13 protein-coding genes and 1 pseudogene are annotated in these 19252 nt (G+C 33.8%); 6 read left to right on the forward strand and 8 right to left on the reverse strand.

What is annotated here, in order from left to right:
* Positions 1-164: 164 nt before the first annotated feature.
* Positions 165-353 carry a hypothetical protein gene (locus ETSB_RS03110; RefSeq protein WP_044106218.1) on the forward strand — a complete coding sequence of 63 codons (189 nt, stop codon included), beginning with the start codon at positions 165-167 and terminating at the stop codon, positions 351-353.
* 36 nt (positions 354-389) lie between these two features.
* Here ETSB_RS03110 and rpoD read toward each other — a convergent pair whose 3' ends face one another.
* Positions 390-1529 (reverse strand): RNA polymerase sigma factor RpoD, encoded by a 1140-nt coding sequence (gene rpoD, locus ETSB_RS03115; RefSeq protein ID WP_044106219.1) that lies wholly within the window; start codon positions 1527-1529, stop codon positions 390-392.
* 97 nt (positions 1530-1626) lie between these two features.
* Here rpoD and ETSB_RS03120 point away from each other — a divergent pair, with 97 nt between their 5' ends.
* Positions 1627-1815, forward strand: coding sequence for a hypothetical protein (locus ETSB_RS03120; RefSeq protein ID WP_044106221.1), 189 nt, complete (start codon positions 1627-1629; stop codon positions 1813-1815).
* Positions 1816-2553: 738 nt separating this feature from the next.
* Here the strand turns inward: ETSB_RS03120 and ETSB_RS03125 are convergent.
* Both ETSB_RS03125 and crtE read right to left on the reverse strand, forming a co-directional pair.
* The gene (locus ETSB_RS03125; RefSeq protein ID WP_044106223.1) at positions 2554-3009 is read right to left on the reverse strand and encodes a divergent PAP2 family protein; all 456 of its coding nucleotides are present in this window, start codon (positions 3007-3009) and stop codon (positions 2554-2556) included.
* 20 nt (positions 3010-3029) lie between these two features.
* Entirely contained in the window at positions 3030-3959 is a 930-nt protein-coding gene (gene crtE / locus ETSB_RS03130; RefSeq protein WP_044106225.1) for a geranylgeranyl diphosphate synthase CrtE, read from the reverse strand.
* Positions 3960-5212: 1253 nt separating this feature from the next.
* Here crtE and ETSB_RS03135 point away from each other — a divergent pair.
* Entirely contained in the window at positions 5213-6382 is a 1170-nt protein-coding gene (locus ETSB_RS03135) for a tetratricopeptide repeat protein (protein ID WP_145972225.1), read from the forward strand.
* Between the two features lie 82 nt (positions 6383-6464).
* Here ETSB_RS03135 and mnmH read toward each other — a convergent pair whose 3' ends face one another.
* On the reverse strand, positions 6465-7511 hold the full coding sequence (gene mnmH / locus ETSB_RS03140) for a tRNA 2-selenouridine(34) synthase MnmH (RefSeq protein WP_044106229.1): 1047 nt from the start codon (positions 7509-7511) through the stop codon (positions 6465-6467).
* A 2367-nt stretch (positions 7512-9878) separates the two neighbouring features.
* On the opposite strand from mnmH, the gene ETSB_RS03145 reads away from it, so the two are divergent.
* Entirely contained in the window at positions 9879-10805 is a 927-nt protein-coding gene (locus tag ETSB_RS03145) for a UDP-glucuronic acid decarboxylase family protein (protein WP_044106231.1), read from the forward strand.
* A gap of 44 nt (positions 10806-10849) precedes the next feature.
* Positions 10850-12196: a UDP-glucose dehydrogenase family protein gene (locus ETSB_RS03150; RefSeq protein ID WP_044106232.1), complete on the forward strand. Its 1347-nt coding sequence runs from the start codon at positions 10850-10852 to the stop codon at positions 12194-12196.
* 92 nt (positions 12197-12288) lie between these two features.
* Here ETSB_RS03150 and ETSB_RS10250 read toward each other — a convergent pair.
* The 3 genes and pseudogenes from ETSB_RS10250 to ETSB_RS10255 form a co-directional block, all read right to left on the reverse strand.
* Positions 12289-12510 (reverse strand): annotated as a pseudogene (locus ETSB_RS10250) (HAD-IA family hydrolase); the annotation flags it as partial.
* 150 nt (positions 12511-12660) lie between these two features.
* A complete protein-coding gene (locus ETSB_RS10465) occupies positions 12661-12783 on the reverse strand; it encodes a hypothetical protein (protein WP_269763979.1) in 123 nt (40 codons plus the stop codon).
* A 6-nt stretch (positions 12784-12789) separates the two neighbouring features.
* The gene (locus ETSB_RS10255; protein WP_232509853.1) at positions 12790-12972 is read right to left on the reverse strand and encodes an HAD family hydrolase; all 183 of its coding nucleotides are present in this window, start codon (positions 12970-12972) and stop codon (positions 12790-12792) included.
* Positions 12973-13154: 182 nt separating this feature from the next.
* Here ETSB_RS10255 and ETSB_RS03160 point away from each other — a divergent pair, with 182 nt between their 5' ends.
* Entirely contained in the window at positions 13155-14564 is a 1410-nt protein-coding gene (locus ETSB_RS03160) for a peptidoglycan DD-metalloendopeptidase family protein (RefSeq protein WP_145972226.1), read from the forward strand.
* A 2830-nt stretch (positions 14565-17394) separates the two neighbouring features.
* On the opposite strand, the gene ETSB_RS03165 is transcribed toward ETSB_RS03160, so the two are convergent.
* Positions 17395-19167, reverse strand: a complete 1773-nt coding sequence (locus ETSB_RS03165) for a ribonuclease J (protein WP_044106235.1) — start codon at positions 19165-19167, stop codon at positions 17395-17397.
* Positions 19168-19252: the final 85 nt, after the last annotated feature.

A 19252-nucleotide genomic window follows, 5' to 3' on the forward strand; every position in this document is an offset into this window, starting at 1 on the left:
ATAAAGAATAATCTCCAATAAAGTTGTCATACTCTTTATCAATATTCCGTCTTAACCCATATCTACACTCTACTGAAGTTATACACCATTGCTAAACTATTCAAAACTTGTTATTGTGATTTGCAGTAGTTTGCGATGTACACTTTTTTAAGTTGTTACTCACTATGACTAATTTTAATCAATATGAAAGAAAATCTGGTTTCATCGCCTACGCTGAAACTTTGAATGTCCGTCTAGCGATAATTGATTTTGTTGCTGCCTTGATCACTGAGTTAGTCACCGCTCAAGGAGTTCTCCATTTACAGAGTTTGCTTGAAATTCTTAGTTTGCGTCCTATTAATCTCATTGTTTGACTGGGTTCTCCCAGTCAAACAATGAGATTAATTTTACTAGCGGACATATTCTTTGAGAATACTATTGCGATTAGGATGTCGCAATTTCCGTAAGGCCTTAGCTTCGATTTGACGAATCCGCTCGCGAGTGACATTAAAGATTTGTCCAATTTCCTCTAAGGTTTTCATGCGTCCGTCATCTAAGCCATAACGTAGCCGGAGAACATCCCGTTCTCGTGGACTTAAGGTATCGAGAACATTTTCTAAATCTTCCCGCAGTAGATTTTTAGAAACTTCATCTTCTGGATTTTCTCCATCAGCTTCAATAAAATCTCCCAAGCGGGAGTCTTCTTCCTTACCAATAGGGGTTTCTAGTGAAATAGGTAATTGGGCTGATTTAGCAATAAAACGAAGCTTCTCGATGGTCATTTCCATACGTGTAGCAATTTCTTCTTCAGTAGGTTTACGGCGCATTTCTTGGGAAAGAATCTTAGTAGTTTTTTTTATTCTAGAAATGGTTTCGTAAAGATGAACTGGAAGGCGAATGGTACGCGATTGATCGGCAATTGCTCTAGTAATAGCTTGACGAATCCACCAAGTAGCGTAGGTCGAGAATTTATAACCCTTTTCGTGGTCAAATTTTTCGGCTGCTCGAATTAAGCCCAGAGAGCCTTCTTGAATCAAATCCTGGAAAGATAGTCCCCTATTCATATATTTTTTAGCAATAGAAACCACCAGACGTAGGTTAGAATGAACCATTTTGTCCTTAGCTCTACGTCCTAAAAAGAGACGGCGTTGGAAGGCATGCCAATCGATATTGACGGCCTCTGCCCATTCCTTCTCAGTGGGGAAGCGTCCCATGTGTTCACTAAGTTGTTCTCGAATTCGTTCCAATTCAAGAAGATCAGCAATTTTACGAGCCAATTCAATTTCTTCTTCAGCACGCAAGAGTCGAATACGACCAATTTCTTGAAGATAAACCCGAATTGAATCCTCTGTGTAAGGTTTTTTCTTACTTTGAGCGCGACGGCGAGAAGCACTTAGTTTTCGGGTATTTTTCCCTTCTGGTCCAGTTAGTCCCTCATCAAGTACCACATCATCAGCCGATGCTTGTATGGCTTCATCATCATCGGGGATGAAGAATCCCACATCAATCTGAGGTTCAGTAAGGGTTAATAGCTCATTAGCCTGCGTCATGCCGTTTTCCTCTTGCTCCTTGAAGTGCACAACTAGAAGATAGGGTGTGATAGTAGAATTTACGAATCCAACCTCCCTAAAGTAGACTTATCTGAGAGTGATTCGTAAGGTTTCTTGGGAAAAAGCAGTTCGAACTGGCTTGCTTGGGGTTGACTATCATAAGAACTATGAGTCTGAAGCTACCAGTTTGGAAAGTTCCCAAGAACAAAGTCCGGGGTCAAAAAAATTCAAGACCTCTCCGATTGTAGCCTCGATTACCAAGAATCGGGTAAGGTTTTTGTTTTAATTGCACAATATCATTTAAGATTTCGGATAGTGTTGAAGAACACTGGATAAGAGATAACTGGACATTTAGATTTAATTAGGTGAAGACATGGTTAATGGAGGTCATTAACAAACATATCTCGAGCGAAGAATTGCGTTGTTATCAACGCAATTCTTCATAATTCACTTACCTAGCTAGTCTTAGAAAAACTCGAGGATAGACCCAAGTATTACTTGAGCCTAGGGAGGTCTAAGCTTAGGTATACTTATCGGTCTTAATCTTCAAAACTAGGCAAAGCTCCTCAACACGGGTTAAATCATTAGTCATCGTTTTGAGTTTTTCATCAAAGTTCGAGGACATTCATCCCCAATAAACGAGAATCTTGACTGACAGAAAAACAGTACGTTTATCCTTGAAAAAGAAAAATTTTGTGCCCCTGCTATTCATAACGTTAGCAAAGTTTCTTCTGTACCGATCACTTAAGCATAAAGAAAATCGAACTAATGTGAAAGTTTGATGACCTAGACTTTTATATTAATCGCTGCACTTACTCTAAAGTTGCCTTAGTAATAATCCTGTTATAATCGTTGAACTCTGCATTTGACTATGATTTACATCATACTTCTCTAAACAGAAGTTAATAAATATCGTGGTTAAAAAAAGCTTTTAGTGTTAACAACACTAAAAGCTTTGTCCGTTACTTGTTCGACTCAGTGCAAAAAGCCTCAGTCAAGAACTCTAGAGAAGTGGTGCTTAATATCAAAAAGCAGGTAGAGCTAACACTGAAACGCCAACCCCCCAAGCCAAGCCGACAAAAACCTGAAAAGGTGTGTGACCCAGTAGCTCTTTCAACCGCTCTTGATTAAGATGATGTCCATCTTGAAAAAATTCATCTAGAAGTTGATTGAGAATCTTTGCCTGTGCTCCTGCGGCTTGACGAACGCCAGCCGCGTCGTACATCACGATTACCGCAAATAGAGAAGCAATGGCAAATTCTGGAGTATTCCAGCCGACGGTTAATCCTACACCGGTAGCTAATGCTCCTACTAGAGCAGAATGCGAGCTGGGCATTCCTCCAGTATTGACAAGATAGCCCAGATTCATTTTACCGTTACGAAATATCTCAATAATTGTTTTTAATGCTTGTGCCGAAAAACAAGCCAGCAAAGACGTCGAAAGGATTGGATTGTAGAAAATCGTCTCAAAATCGTGCATGGTTAATTTTTAAAGAGCATTTAATTTTTGCGGGTGACGATAAAGTTGGCGATCGCCCTTAATGGGTCAGCCTTAGCTCCGTAGGGTATTAATTCGGTAATCGCTCCACTTACTAAGTTTTGGGCTTGTCTTTTTGATTCTTCAAGGCCCCAAAGGCTTGGATAAGTTGCTTTTTGATCTCGCAGATCTTTTCCAGATGTTTTCCCTAATTCTTCTTTGGTGGAGGTGATATCTAAGATATCATCAACAATTTGAAATGCTAAACCAATGTTTTGAGCATATTGAGATAATCTTTGCACTTCTTCTTCTGAAGCTCCAGCTAGGATAGCCCCTGACACCACTGATGTTTCCAATAAAGCTCCTGTCTTACGAGTATGAATGAACTTTAAAGTATCAACACTAATATCGTCTTGTCCTTCTGATTCTAAATCCAATACTTGACCGCCGACTAATCCAGCTGCCCCTACCGTACGACCTAAGCGGGCAAGAACAGTAATTAAATTGTGGGGAGCGACGTTACGCGTTTGGGTAGCTGCATATTCAAACGCATAGGCCAGTAAACCATCTCCAGCCAAAATTGCAATATCTTCCCCATAAACCTTGTGATTTGTTAATTTCCCTCGACGATAGTCGTCATCATCCATTGCCGGGAGATCATCATGAATTAAAGACATGGTGTGAATCATTTCTAAAGCACAGGCAGTAGGCAATGCTATTTCGTTGGTGCCACCCATCAACTCACAAGTGGTTAAGCAAAGAATTGGGCGCAACCGCTTTCCTCCGGCTAGTAGCGAGTAGCGCATTGCTTCATAAATTTTTTGGGGACAAGTAATGGAAAGGGAACTATCTAATGCTGCTTCAACAAGTTGTTGTTTTTCGTTAAGATAGGACGCAAGGTCGAAATGTAATACTTCCCGTTGCGCCACAAGGTTTTCGCCTGTTGTGACCATGTCTAAATACCTTGAACCAAGCAACTTTTTTGATATTATCTTTATTCAGTTTACACCGAGATCTTCCTTACTCGACTTTAAGCAGCCATTTTAACTCTCCTAGTCACAATGTTCTCATAGTTTATCCTATGCTTGAAAGACGTGTGATAAACAGTATCTGCCTTTAGATCAAGTAAAAATATGCTATTACTAAGCGTTAATACTTCAAATTCTAAATTATCGGACATATTGCGAGGACTCACATCAGCTTTTTACTGGGGAAAACCCTGATGGGGAGCGGGAGAATTTGTTTAAGTTATCCAGTATTGACATTCAATTTTCTTATGAACGTGAACGGACCAATTGATCATTTGGGAACTCCTTCACTTAAAATTAAAGACTGTTTTTTAGGAAATAAAGCGATTTCTTCAGGCTCAATAGTTTGGGGGGGGGGATAGAGTTGTCCTGTTGATTTGTCAACATGGTGATATTTTCTCTCTTTATCCTTTCAATTGGAGGATTGCCCATTTCTAAGAAAAATAAAGACAATTGTATGGTTGAGTGGATATATCTTGTAAATTATCATCATAAAAACCATAAAAAGAACAGTTTGACAGTTATTAAGTGACAGTCAATAATCAGACTACAAGTATTTTTTAAAATTTGCGTTTCTAGTCAATATTCTCCTAAAAAACTTCAGGAAAAAATCGAATTTTTTTTTTATATTCAACTTAAACACTTATTTTATAAGCAGTTAAAACAAGGCTTAAACTGAGACTAATTATTACGCTAAGAACATTCTACACTTTCTGAGCCCTAAATTTTATCAGATCATCAATATTTTTTTATAAAAAAATGTGGCTCTTCTAGAGTGAGTATGATAGATTAGTGGCTAATGACTTCTAAAACTCTTGTTTTAACTGTATTCTATAACTCTGATAACTTTGTCTTGAATAATAATTAATTTTTTGGAATATTCGAAACCTTGTAAAGTAAAACATTCAGATTCTTTTATTGCAATTTTGTAATAGTTAGTCTAGAAAAATCACAAATTTCATCTTAATTGACCGTAACAATTCTAAACAATTCGTTAAATTCATAGTTGCCTTTCCTTCGATATTTTTCTGACATCTAATTTTGATAATTGCTATATCGATTACCTTTAATCCTTAATCATTACTAGTTAATATAATTTTATGTTGTACTTTTCAAAAAAAATCAGCAAAGTTTTCTTTGTGATTACTTTACTAATAACAGTTAAGAACCCTAATATTGTGATTCATTCATTACCGGTATTGGCTCAAGTTCAACAACTTGAACCCAACCCTTTAGAAACTTTTATCGAGGATCCTCTTCTTCCTTCAGTGCCCCGTCCTCTCACTTCATTTGAACAACGTAAACTGAGAGAACAGCTAAATACTTTAAATGCTGAAGCTCAAACTCAGCTGCACGCGGACAATGATAATGTAGCCTTCAAAATTTGGTATCGGGAATTGAGATTGCGAAGAGTTTTAGGACGTTTAGAAGAGATTAAATCGTTAGGAAGAGTAGGAGAAATTGCTTGGAATCGGACACGTACTGAAGATGTCCAAGTTATTAACAAACGATTAGTTACTTTACAAGAATTATCAGAAAAAGAAGATTCTTTAAGTTCCGCTTTATTAATGGCATTAGCGGATGCTTATAAAAAACTACATGCTTTAGATAATTCCTTAGCTATCTATCAAAAAGTCCTCAATAATGCCCGTCAAAATAATGACTCTATTGCTGAAGAAGCTGCTATCAGAGAGTTAGGTCAATTGTATTTAGCTAAATTTGACTATCCCAAAGCTGCTCCTATTTATGAAGATTTACTCAATCGCTCCCAAACTAGACAGAATATCTTAGAAGAAGGAGTGTATCTGCAAATATTAGCTGAGATTTATGGACGATCTTTGCAACCGGAAAATGCAGCTAGAATCAAACAGAAGTTAGTTGAAAACTATCTATCAAGTCAAGAATTAGAGTTAATTCCTTCTCTGAAAACTGCCATAGGAAAAGATTACGAAATTTTAGGAAACCCAGAAATTGCAAGTCAAAACTATCAGGAAGCTTACTCATTAGCTTGGTCATTCCAATTATTTGGAGCAGCAGCAGAAGCGTTAACACAATTAGGAAACCTTTATCAAAAATATGATCAAAATGACTATGCTTTACAGATTTATAAAAATTTAATTCAAGTAGAACAATTATCCTATAATTATTATGGATTAATGAGAGTCTATGAAAAAATTGGCCAGATTTATATGGTTAGTCAACAATATGAATTAGCTTTAGAATTTTTTAAAAAAGGATTAATCTTAGCCCAATCTCTTAATTATAAACAAAATGACTTTTTAGCTTATATACAAAAAGCTAATACAAGAATAGAGGGAGGAAAAATCAAAAAAGAAGTTAGTCCTTGACCAAAAAGATAGCCCAAATATCTAATGGAAATAGATATTTGGCGTTTTCAGATGTTGGAAAACTCTTAACTACTTTTTTGCATCATAGATTTTCTAATATTTTTTCTATCTTTACAGAGTTATACTCAGAAAAAGAAATGCTTTTCTCAAATCTATTATAAGTTTTTTTTATAGATTTGCGATAGGCAGGGTCATAGTGAGTGATCAATAAGTCTTGTGCCAAATTAAACCATTTTTTTTGATCAATCCATCTAAACCAATCATCTATTTTCTCTTTCCCATAACGAGATTTAAGATAAGTTAGTCTATTTTTTAAAATGTTCGGGTAGGTGATTAAATAAGTATATTCTCGTAGTAAAAAGTTAACTCTTTCGCGCAGAGGAAGTTGTACTTCAATACAAGGTGATTCTTTCATTTTACACCAAAGTTTTGAAGGTAAATAAACTTCACCGATTTTGTAACTTTCTGATTCAACCCATATAGATTTGGTAATATCAAAGCTTTTAAATTGTTGCAATAAAAGCGAATCAAAATATTTTTGTGATGGTTGATAATCTATCTTTTTTGCCCATTCTTTTCCTAAAAGTGAACCTCGATGATTTGCTATCTTTTCTAAATCTAAAACTTGATAGCCTTGTTTAGAAAGCTGATGTAATAAATTAGTTTTACCAGTTCCTGTTAATCCACAAAGGATATTATAATTGAACTCTAACGGCAATACTTCTAATTTTTTTCGTACATATTTGCGATAAGTTTTATAGCCTCCTTCTAATACTTTAATCTGCCAACCAATTTGGCTTAAAATAATGGCTAAACTATTTGATCGTTGACCTCCTCGCCAACAATAAATTAAAGGAATATAATTTTTATTTTTTCCTAAAAAGTAGGTTTCTAAAAAATAACTAATATTTTTTGCAATTAGTGAAGCCCCTATTTTACGAGCTTCAAATGGAGAAATCTGTTTATAAATTGTTCCAACTTTTTCCCTTTCTTGGTTATTAAGAACGGGTAAGTTAATAGCTCCAGGAATATGATCTTCCATAAACTCATTTTCAGAACGGACATCAATAATTTCACTACAATCATTTTTCTCGCTAATTTGATTAATAAAATAAGGTAAATTTACCATAATCTAGTTTAATTTATTATCAATTTATAGGAATCAAATATATAAGAGGTAATTCTGATTTAAAATTTTCGGTCAATATTTTAATATTAACACATCTGGTTTGTTATAGCAAAATGCCCCAAGAAACTAACTTTATTTAAAAATAAGTATTCTCCCTCAAAAAATTACTATTAACTGTATAGATTTTATCTTTAAATAATTAGCTTATAGTAGTATTAAATATAATTTGAAAGTTAATTTAATCAGGAAATAACACTCATAATAATTTAAACTGCTTATAATACTAAGAGAACATTTTTCTTGACTTACTTTTAATAACCAAGGTTTCCTTACATTGATTATAAAAGCAGAAGTTATAGAACTGAGTATCTGTTCTTCAGTACCAATAGCATAGCATTGTTTTTGCTCCGATCAGTTTATAAATATTTACAACTGTGAGTTTAGCTGTCAAATCATTCATTTGATAATAGAATAAAATTATATTTTCTGAAACATTTAAGACATTACTATTACTAAAGTTCAAGGTAGTCCAATTATTAAAAATTGCACTTACACGAAGATATACAGATAGAATAGTAAGTTACTCATATACTTTCACTAGGTTGAAATAAAAGATTGAATTATTTATATAAATTTTTTTTATAAGTCAACCTATAATTAACTACTATATGATTAGCACTTTTCTCCTTATAAAAGGACTGTTATCAATTTTATAAATAAAAAATTACTAGACTGAAGGAATACTTATGTAAGTTTTTTACACAAATAAAGTAATCATACCAATATTTATTAATAATGGTAACTTTTATGCTAGTTTAATAGCAGCTTATAAAGCTAGATTTAAAAAAAATAAGCTGTATTTTTATAGAAAATCTTTTTTAAAATAGTCATAAAAAATGTTCGGTGTTTTTTAGTACTCAGCTAAATAGATTAATGTAAATTATCTATTTAGCTGAGTACTAGTGCAAGGTAAAATAACCATTAAAAATAATCCAGTTATTACTGCTGTACCAATTATATTTACTTCCTATTTTAATACTTATAAACTTGGAAAATTTACCTAATAGTATTGATAATCAACTATGCACTACTCACTCAAAAAATGTATTGTAAAAATAAAAATAATAGTATTTTAGTTTTTAATTTTATAGATTCTATTTATAGAGAGAGAAAATTTATTCACACTAAGCTCAAATAAATCATAAAAAATAATTGTAGTGAAACAATTATTTTTTATGCAATCCCCATATATATTAATATTAGATAATTGGTTTCTTATCTATGTAGAATAAATAGACATGATGGGAAAATCTACTAATGATAGTACTATTTCTAGTATCTATATAACTGCTTATAAGGCACAAATGAAAGAAACCCTTAAAGAAATATTGTTTTTCCCCATCGTCAGCGTATCTTTAACATTCAATTTAAATAGGTTGTGAGTATTATATAATTAATTTTTTATTTATAAGTTAATAATTATTAAACTTGTTTTATATAAAAAAGTGATGTTATCCTTTGTTTAATTTCACTTAATTTTTTATTACCTAAAATAATTAATATATTGATTGTTGCATTACAGTGCAGGTTTCTGTAAATTTTTCTTATAGAAATAATTATTATTTAGATAATTTATACTATTAACTAATCTGTTTTACTCTAACTTTTTATTACTTTTATTTTAGGTATAAATATATTTATTATGACATTTATTTTAGGTTTATTTAGTAGTATTTAGAGCCAGTTTAGTTGAACTATATTTTTTTAGTGTTTAACAAATATAAAATATACATTAATTATTACTATAATAGTTATTATTTTTACAGTCAAATAAAAAATTATTTTTTTATTTTTAACAAAGTAGATATATAAACAGTACTATTACTAGTTTAATTACTAAGATTAGGACCAAAAGTTTCAGTGTTGCTAATAATTATTGCCAATTTAAACCTGTTAAAGCCATACTAGTTTTGTCTTGATTGACTACCCTAGTAGCAGCGTATTAGTGAATTTGCATCATTTAACAGTGATGGTTAAGCTAGTAATTAGGGATGCTAGTATCAGCGGGATGTATCTAAGAAGTTATTGTTATAATCTCCAATTAGGACCTGCCATTGTTTTAGTTACGCCCAGGTTATTTGTAATAGCTTTGCTGTTGATTCTTCGATATAGCTTACTGAACCAGTCCATTTTAGGGGCCTTAAATTTTTGGGAGGAATTGATTATCCATTTATTATAATTATTATATAAGTTAAAAGATATTTTTCTTTAGAATATCGATTTTTGGCTATTTTAAAAAATTAATATAAGATGACGAAATGTCTGTTTTCAGTTAATATTAGGTTTAAATTTTAAACAGTAAATTACATGAGAATTCTAGTGACAGGCGGTGCTGGTTTTATTGGCTCCCATTTAATTGATCGCCTAATGGAACAGGGGCATGATGTCCTGTGCTTAGACAACTTCTATACAGGTCACAAACGCAATATTGAAAAGTGGTTTGATAGTCCCTATTTTGAACTCATCCGTCATGACATTACTGAACCCATTCGTCTTGAAGTAGATCAAGTTTATCATCTTGCATGTCCAGCCTCTCCGATTCATTATCAATTTAATCCCGTTAAAACGATTAAAACTAACGTTCTAGGAACCTTGTATATGTTGGGTTTAGCTAAACGGGTTAAGGCAAGATTACTGTTAGCGTCTACCTCGGAAGTTTATGGAGATCCTGATGTGCATCCCCAACCTGAAGAATATAGAGGCAATGTTAACTGTACAGGGTTGCGAGCTTGTTATGATGAAGGAAAACGGGTCGCTGAAACCTTGGCTTTTGAATATCATCGAGAACATAAAGTTGATATTCGGATTGCGCGGATTTTTAATACTTACGGGCCACGAATGTTAAAAAATGACGGTCGTGTTGTTAGTAATTTTATCGTTCAAGCCCTAGAAAGAAAACCTCTAACAGTTTATGGAGATGGCTCTCAAACTCGGAGTTTCTGCTATGTTTCCGACTTAGTTGAAGGTTTAATTGGACTTATGAATAATGATTATATTGGCCCAATCAATTTAGGTAATCCTGGCGAATATTCTATCCTAGAACTTGCCAATATTATCCGAAGAATGATTAATCCTGATATGAAATTAGTCTATAAAGATTTGCCTCAAGACGACCCCCGAAAACGGCAACCGGATATTACCAAAGCCAGCATCTATCTAGGTTGGGAACCCAGGATTTCTTTAAGAGAAGGTTTAGAGTTAACTATTAGAGATTTTCAGCAGCGAGTTTATTAAACAATTATTGACATTTAAATCATAAATTTAAAGGATAAAAAACCATGCGCGTTTGTGTCATTGGAACTGGTTATGTTGGGTTAGTAACAGGAGTTTGTTTAGCCCATATTGGTCATAATGTTATTTGTGTCGACAACAACGAAGAAAAGGTAAAGTTAATGAAGTCGGGACAGTCCCCCATTTATGAGCCTGGACTTTCGAAATTGATGCACGAATCGGCCGATGTCGGACGGTTAGAATTTACAGTAGATCTGGCCACAGGGGTAGCCCACGGAGAAGTTCTTTTTATTGCAGTGGGAACCCCTGCTCTACCTACCGGCGAAAGCGATACCCGTTATGTGGAAGCGGTTGCTCGTAGTATTGGTACTAACTTATATCAAGGGTACAAAGTAATTGTCAATAAATCTACTGTTCCCATTGGTTCAGGGGACTGGGTAAGAATGATTGTGATGGATGGCTTAAACGAACGTCCCAATAATGGTAAGGTCGAGTTTGATGTGGTTAGTAACCCAGAGTTTTTACGAGAAGGGTCAGCCGTTTATGATACTTTCAATCCTGAGCGCATTGTTTTAGGGAGCAATAGTAATAAAGCCATTGCCATGATGCAAGAACTCTATAGTCCTTTAGTGGAGCGTAAATTTGCTAATAATACTGCCTTAAATCCTGTTCCAGTGGTAGTAACTGATTTAAACTCTGCAGAAATGATTAAATATGCGGCAAACGCATTTTTAGCAACCAAAATCAGCTTTATTAATGAAGTGGCTAATATCTGTGATCGCGTCGGAGCCGATATAACTCAAGTAGCTAAAGGGATTGGATTGGATTCCCGTATTGGTAATAAATTCTTACAAGCGGGTATTGGTTGGGGAGGGTCTTGTTTCCCGAAAGATATTTTAGCTTTAATTCATACTGCAACCGATTATGGTTATGAAACAGAGTTACTCAATGCTGCTGTAGCTGTCAATAAACATCAGCGACTAATTGTTATTGAAAAACTACAGCAGGAACTGAAGATTCTCAAAGGTAAAACCATTGGCTTGTTGGGGTTAACTTTTAAACCTAATACCGATGACATGCGAGACGCTCCATCTTTAGTCATCATTGAACAACTGAATCGTTTAGGGGCTAAAGTTAAAGCTTATGATCCGATTGTTTCACAATCAGGATTAAGTCATGGACTATCAGGAGTTATTATTGAAGCCAACCCCGAAATGTTAGCCGACAGCTGCGATGCATTAGTGTTAGTAACAGGCTGGCAAGAGTTTCTTAAATTAGACTTTGAAAGAATGGCCAGTTTGATGGTTAGTCCTGTGATAATTGACGGTCGTAACTTCTTAAACCGATCTCAACTTGAATTTTTTGGCTTTCGTTATTTAGGAATTGGTCGGTAATTTGTAAGCACAGCTTGTCACTGACTATTAGTAGTCTAACGATGGATTGATTAATTTAGCAAAGTCTATTCGAAAAAAGATTATATATTTAGCTAGGGTAAATACCATTTTTTAGGTTCAAACTCTTCTAAGGAATTGAGGACTTGATCAGCCTGGTCAAATAATTGGCAATCACTTGTTTTATAAGGAACTACTACCGTCGACATTTCTGCCGCAATCGCAGCTTTCATCCTTGCCAAGGAGTCTTCAAAGACTAAACAATCACGGGGATCTACCTTCAATCTTTGCGCCGTTAATAGGAAAATATCAGGGGTAGGTTTACTTTTTTAAAAATCAGGATCATCCCCGAAAACAAAGTGATCAAAACAAGATACCCAAAAAGGAGAAGACGATATTTTTAACTCAAAATGATACCGAATAGAACTCGAGGCAATAGCCTGGGGAATGCCTTGTCTAGCAAAATGCTAAGTTAATTCCTTTGCACCCGAAAGAGGTTGGACAGTGGCATAGAGTGGATAGAGGAGGGCATAACGTTTTTTTATGTATTCTTCGGGAGTCAGGGGAATATCGAGTAATTCTACAAACAATTGTGCTTACTCTTTAATACGGCGGCCAGCCATTTTTGCTTTAACCGAGAGATCACAAGTTTTTCCATAGCGTTGGGCAATAATTTGGTTGACCTTTTGGTAAAGAGTTTTTGTACCTAAGAGTAGTCCGTCCAGATCGTAAATTAAATAGGTGATAGGTTTGAAATAACAGAATGAGTAATTCATCATAAACTGCTTACCTTAGTCTTTCAATGGCAATAATTTAAATCCCTAGTTCTTTTATTCTTGAAAAAGTGTCGAAACTTCTAGATCATACTATTCTGGTTAAAGTTGTTAAGTTTTTCAAAAAGCTGAAATGAAAAGAAATATTTATTTGTAATCCGTTATCATGCCTTAATAAGTAGTGAATTATGAAAAGTGTAACGGACATGAATCAATTCTCTTGTCAAGCAGCAACCCTCGTCAAACACACCAATATAAATCACCTTTTAAAACAAGGTATTAGTCTGATCAGTGGACTTAGTGTAGTCGGTAGTCAGCTGTTTCTATCTCCAGTTAATGCCTCCACCAATACCTTAATTATTGCCGATACCATAACATCATCAGGCAAACCAGGGACAGTTGAGTCGTCTTTCCCAAAAATTCCGAAATCTTTTCCTCGTATAGTACCTAATCGTCCTGCAGCTAATAAACCTGTCTTAAGTCCTCCCTCCGTTAAACCTGCTACCCCGAAAATAGCTCCCAAACCTTCAGTCTCTAACCGTACTAATGGAAATGCTGTTCCTAAAGTAGGATTACCAGCTCCCAAAGTCTTGCGCTCAACTTCTAAAAAGTCTTCTGTTGCTCCTGTAAGTCAATCGCTAGCACCCTTTCAATCAGAAGAAATTAAAATCATTCCTTCAATAGCTGCCCAGGGTAAAAATAGTTATATAGATTTTACTGATTACGGCACAAACCTTAGACAATCAGTAGTTCCTTCCAGTTCTGTCATTCTCACCGAAAGGTCAACAGGATGCCAAATTATTTCCCAAAACAGTCAACTGCTTAAAGGCAATTGTGGTTCAGTTGCTAAGGCGGAGTTTTCAAAAGTAAAACCTGCCTTAGCAAATCATGACGTTAATCTCGTAAGTCGTCACACAAGAGCTCTCTCTAAGGTTATTAGTTATTCCCCTTATACTTCTTCAGTGGAACCTGTCTATTTCAAAGCTCGTCCGGTTAATCCTCAACAAGTGGTCAGTTTAAAACCTATTACTAGAAAAAGATTATCTATTTCTTTAGAACCTATTCCTAAATATAATCGAGCGGCTAGTCTCTATAGTCGTCTAAATTCTATCGCTCCTCAACAAAGCCAAACAGACTTAATATATCCTTTACCAGTGGTTGCCAGTATTACTTCAACTTTTGGGTGGCGCACTCATCCTATTTCAGGAACTGGTCGTCAACATAGCGGGACAGATATCGGTGCCCCCATTGGGACCCCTGTTTTAGCAGCCTATGACGGGGAAGTTTCCCAATCCAACTGGCTTGGAGGGTATGGTTTGACAGTTATTCTGCGCCATCTAGAGGGAACTCAAGAGTCTCGTTATGCTCATTTATCAAAGGTTTATGTTCAACCTGGAGAATGGGTTGACCAGGGAGCCGTCATCGGACGAGTAGGAAGTACGGGTTATTCTACTGGTCCCCATTTACACTTTGAATGGCGACATTTAACTGACCAAGGTTGGGTTGCTGTTGATGCGGGACTACATTTAGAATCTGCTTTAGATAATTTAATACGTTCAATGCAGATGGTTGAGGCTATAAAAACTTTTAAGGGCTAAATTGAACTAACAAAATTAACTATTCAAACTTATTTTGATGACGGTATTATCGAGCTCTCTGCAATATATATAGGAGGTTTTTTTTGTCGTCAAAGTTCTGTAGTAATAACCCTTGAATACACAATTAAGACAATAATTGCGCAATAGCTATTTGTCTTAATCTATGTAAGTTTTCTTATCTCTCCAAATTTAGTGCAAGTGGTGTAAGTTGAATATCTTGTTTTTAGAGAATCTAAAAACAAGATATTCATGAGGAATTAAACCCTAGACTAGTAGAAAAATATTTTCACTAGCCTGATAGTGACTGTTATTACAACTTATAGTGCTTTCTCAAAATTGATATTATTCAAGCAATTTTTTACATTCATAATCAGATAATATATGAAATTAGCAATAATTGTATCTTTACTTAATAGCTAATACTCAATAATATCAATATATTATGATTAACTTTTTTTTGTAACCTGTAATTAATTATAAAAGTTATTACCTACTTATAGCAGATAAATTTTAAAAATTGATCTGCTATAAGTAGGTAAACTTAAATGAGTCTAAGATAGAATAGTAGTTTTAAAATAACTATCACTAGAGGCAAGTTCACTAAAGAATTTAGTGAACACAGTTAGAATAGCAGAGACTATAACAGTTAATTTTGAAATAAAATTCTCTCCATGATAAGAGTAAAAACATTATGTTTAAATCTAAGAAGATAGAAAGTACACAAAATATCTTGAGTAAAATTAGTTTTAAAAACCTTAAAATAAAAAGGTAGATAAGTCTAGAAAATTATAAAAATATAAAGCAATAGATACAGTAATTGTTCTTGATCATAAATCAGTGTATACAAGTAGTTTAGTTCAAACTAAACTGAAATAATGAAAATAAAAAAATGATGTTTATATTTTCTACTAACTCATACTTCAAAAGTAAACTTAATAGAAATGTAATGGTATAAAATAAATTAATAAACCTGCTAAAAGCATATTTAAAGATGAATATATTTGAGCTAATTTAGCTAAATAAATTTTTGCTAAAAATAATAATTTTTATTATCAACTGTATAGGCAATGTTGTGTAATTGCAGTGATAGCTGCTTCATTGATATATAGATTTTTACTGAAAACAAACTTTTAAATAAAATAATTCGGACTTTATTTTAACAATCTACTGCCAAAAATAAATTAATTATATTTGTAGTATTATCTGATTTTAGGTTTGATAAAAACTTAATTATTTTTCTAGTAAATTTAGGGTTAGTTACTTTTTATATTAACCTTAACATCTTATGTTAGTTTTGATCATGTCAATACTATCTAAACCCTTATTTCTTAACCTATCTAACGATAAAATACGACGTTTTTTATATCTGTCAACAAACTCCGATGCCAATAAATATATCAAAAATGTCTAGTGAACAAAACAATTATGTCCCTCATAATCAATCATCTTCCAAAGGATATTTTCTATTGGTTTTTTAAAATTCTGTATTATTTTTCTTACTGATAATATTCTCTCTTAACTCGCCTGTCTTTGAATATATTCAAGTATATAAAAAAAATAATTGTACGGTATATTATTTACTTATTCTTGTAATCACTTATCTTTGTAATCAAAAATTTTATGATCAATTATTGAAGCTCCAATTAATAACTATCTCACATTCTATTAATCTAATCAAATATTAAAACATTGATTATATAATTCCTGCTGTTCTCTTAGTAACTATTAACTTTAGTTAAAACTTTCTATTATCATCGATACAAGAGACTTTATCAATAATTGTTGAGTGGTAGTTACATTATTTATTTCTTATAATAACCGTTAATAATTTTATTAAAATATTAGAGAATAAGATGATTAAAATTTTGATTTTCTGATTTTGAAAGAGTTAGTAAGCTTAGTTTAAAAACAATCTTTAATTCAATTAAAAATTTGATCAATAATGGCTTGTCGTTACCGAATATGAACACTTTATCTAACCTATCTAACATCACTGTATTGTTATTTATAGTATTTTTATACTACTTTTTAATTACTTCTTTCAAGAAATAGATAATTATTTATAATTGATTTCCAACTGAAATCAGTATAATTTATCTTAAAATTAAGTATGATTTATCTATTTTTAGGAATATTAAAGTTTAACTAATTAAAACTCAATATAAAAGTTATATCTAAAAAATTGACTTAAATTTTAATTAAAAATATTGGTAGTCTCTACATCAAATATATGAACTTTTTAAGCATTATCGAGACAAATAAAAGAACTCATCAACAGATTTTCGAAATATTTCTTTAAAAACTTTAATTTTTTTCTTAAAAAGATATTGTATCTAATCTTTAAATATATTCTTTTAGCTAAAGGTGAAAAATATCTTCCTTTGCAAAGAAAGTACTCCAAAATATACACCAGTCTATCATTGATTTATTCCCCAAAAATATTAGACAAAATAACGTTAATCAAGAACATATTTATAAATTTTCTATTCTCTGTACCCTTTACCGAAATCATTATTTTCTTGCAATCAGCCAAAATTGTTAATAATAAATAAATCCTAAAATCCTTATCTAACCTAACTTATAGAAAAAAAAGAGGATGCAAAAAAATAGAATAAAGAATCTGAATCAAATTACCTACAGAACTAACCTACAAGAGATAATCAGATAAATATCAGAACTGTTCTGACTAACCATTCACCACTGAACTTCTGTCTACCCTAGAACTTATTCTAATAATATTTGAAGTAAATCAATAAAAAAAACTATAGAGGCATAAAAGATTATGTCTCTATAGTTTTTTTTATTAAATTTAAAAGTCAAAAATAAACGTTTAAGACATTGCAGACGCGGTTGAACGACGGCGACGATAGGTTTTCGTTACTGGACGTTCTCCAGGCTCGGGTTCTTCAGGAGTTTGAAGGAGAAACACTACCATTGGCTGACTTCGTAATTCGCGCCTAACTAATCGTTGCAACGTGGTTTCGATTTCCTCCTGGAAAAATTTCCAATTAACCCCAATCCCACTACGATTATCATCATGAGAAAATTCATCCCAGCGTTCACTTAAAATTCGTTCAATAGCACGAATGATCAACTGTTCCAATAGCGATCGCTCTACTTTTGTCACCACACCCCGCAGATGAACTTCAGGTTTTGCCATCAGTTTCCCCTGCCAATTAATAGCAGTGGCTACTGTAACTACTCCTTCTTCAGCTAACTGTTGACGATCATGCATAACATGATCATGCACTACACCAGTCTGATCTACTAACTCAATTCCAGAGGGAACTTGACCAAGAACATCGATATTATCCGGAGAAACTTCAACGATGTCTCCATTTTTTACAATTACCATGTTTTCTGTAGGAACACCCATGCTATGAGCAGTCTGAGCATGTTTAAGCAACATTCGGTGTTCCCCGTGAATCGGAATAAAGAATTTTGGACGAGTCAAAGCCAGCATTAATTTATGTTCTTCTTGGCAACCATGACCTGATACATGGATTCCTTGATGACGACCATAAATGACCTCAGCCCCCTGCATCATCAAGCGGTCAATGGTGTTCATCACCGCGATAGTATTCCCTGGAATGGGGTTAGCAGAGAAAACAACCGTATCCCCTTTTTGAACTCTGATGTGGGGATGTTGTCCTGTAGAAATACGGGTTAACGCTGCTAATGGTTCTCCTTGAGATCCTGTGGTTAGCATTAATACTTTTTCGTCGGATAAATTCCGCATTACTTTGAGAGACACAAAAACGTCATCAGGACATTTAATGTAGCCCAATTCCCGCGCATGGGCAATAACATTAAGCATTGAACGTCCCACAACTGCCACTTTTCGTTTGTGCTTCTCGGCGAGTTGCAAAATAATATTGACTCGATGTACCGAAGAAGCAAAAGTTGTAATTAACAACCGTCCAGGGGCTTGACTTATAATGCGATCAAGGTTAGGATAAACCGATCTTTCCGAAGGGGTTATTCCTAAGACTTCAGCGTTGGTAGAGTCACTTAGTAGGCATAAAACACCTTTTTCTCCATGTTCAGCAAGTCTTTGTAGGTCGAAGTGCTGTCCATCAACAGGAGTATAATCAACTTTAAAGTCTCCTGTATGAATAACTACTCCTAACGGTGTGTGAATAGCTATGCTGAAACTATCGGTAATGGAATGGGTATTACGGATAAATTCCACTAAAAAAGAATCACTGATCCGTACCATATCCCTAGGTTCAGCCGTCTTTAGAGTTGTACGATCGCTGACTCCGGCTTCTTCCAACTTATCGCGCAATAGGGCAATCGCTAGTTTTGGACCGTAAATTACCGGAATATCAAATTGTTTTAGATGATAGGGAATGCCCCCAATATGGTCTTCATGACCATGAGTTACAATCATTCCCCTAATTTTAGTGCGATTTTCTCGCAAATATGTCATGTCAGGGAGAACAATATTCACACCGTGCATTCCATCAGTCGGAAAAGCAATTCCCGCATCTATCAGCAATATCTCATCTTCATACTCAAAAATACAAGTATTCTTGCCGATCTCATGTAATCCCCCTAAGGGAATAATTTTTAACGTTGGTTTTTTCAGGTTTTTACTCATTGGACTCTTTTTCATTTCAGCTACTTTGATTGTCAACAGGTTAATTATCCAAAAATATAATTGTTCATAAAAATTTATCTAGTCT

It is taken from the genome of cyanobacterium endosymbiont of Epithemia turgida isolate EtSB Lake Yunoko, from assembly GCF_000829235.1.
Taxonomy (GTDB): Bacteria; Cyanobacteriota; Cyanobacteriia; order Cyanobacteriales; family Microcystaceae; genus Rippkaea.

Coding starts and splice junctions, on each gene's coding strand:
- ETSB_RS03110 (WP_044106218.1), top strand. CDS start 165: ATGACTAATTTTAATCAATATGAAAGAAAATCTGGTTTCATCGCCTAC.
- rpoD (WP_044106219.1), bottom strand. CDS start 1,529: ATGACGCAGGCTAATGAGCTATTAACCCTTACTGAACCTCAGATTGAT.
- ETSB_RS03125 (WP_044106223.1), bottom strand. CDS start 3,009: ATGCACGATTTTGAGACGATTTTCTACAATCCAATCCTTTCGACGTCT.
- crtE (WP_044106225.1), bottom strand. CDS start 3,959: ATGGTCACAACAGGCGAAAACCTTGTGGCGCAACGGGAAGTATTACAT.
- mnmH (WP_044106229.1), bottom strand. CDS start 7,511: ATGGTAAATTTACCTTATTTTATTAATCAAATTAGCGAGAAAAATGAT.
- ETSB_RS03145 (WP_044106231.1), top strand. CDS start 9,879: ATGAGAATTCTAGTGACAGGCGGTGCTGGTTTTATTGGCTCCCATTTA.
- ETSB_RS03150 (WP_044106232.1), top strand. CDS start 10,850: ATGCGCGTTTGTGTCATTGGAACTGGTTATGTTGGGTTAGTAACAGGA.
- ETSB_RS10255 (WP_232509853.1), bottom strand. CDS start 12,972: ATGATGAATTACTCATTCTGTTATTTCAAACCTATCACCTATTTAATT.
- ETSB_RS03160 (WP_145972226.1), top strand. CDS start 13,155: ATGAAAAGTGTAACGGACATGAATCAATTCTCTTGTCAAGCAGCAACC.
- ETSB_RS03165 (WP_044106235.1), bottom strand. CDS start 19,167: ATGAGTAAAAACCTGAAAAAACCAACGTTAAAAATTATTCCCTTAGGG.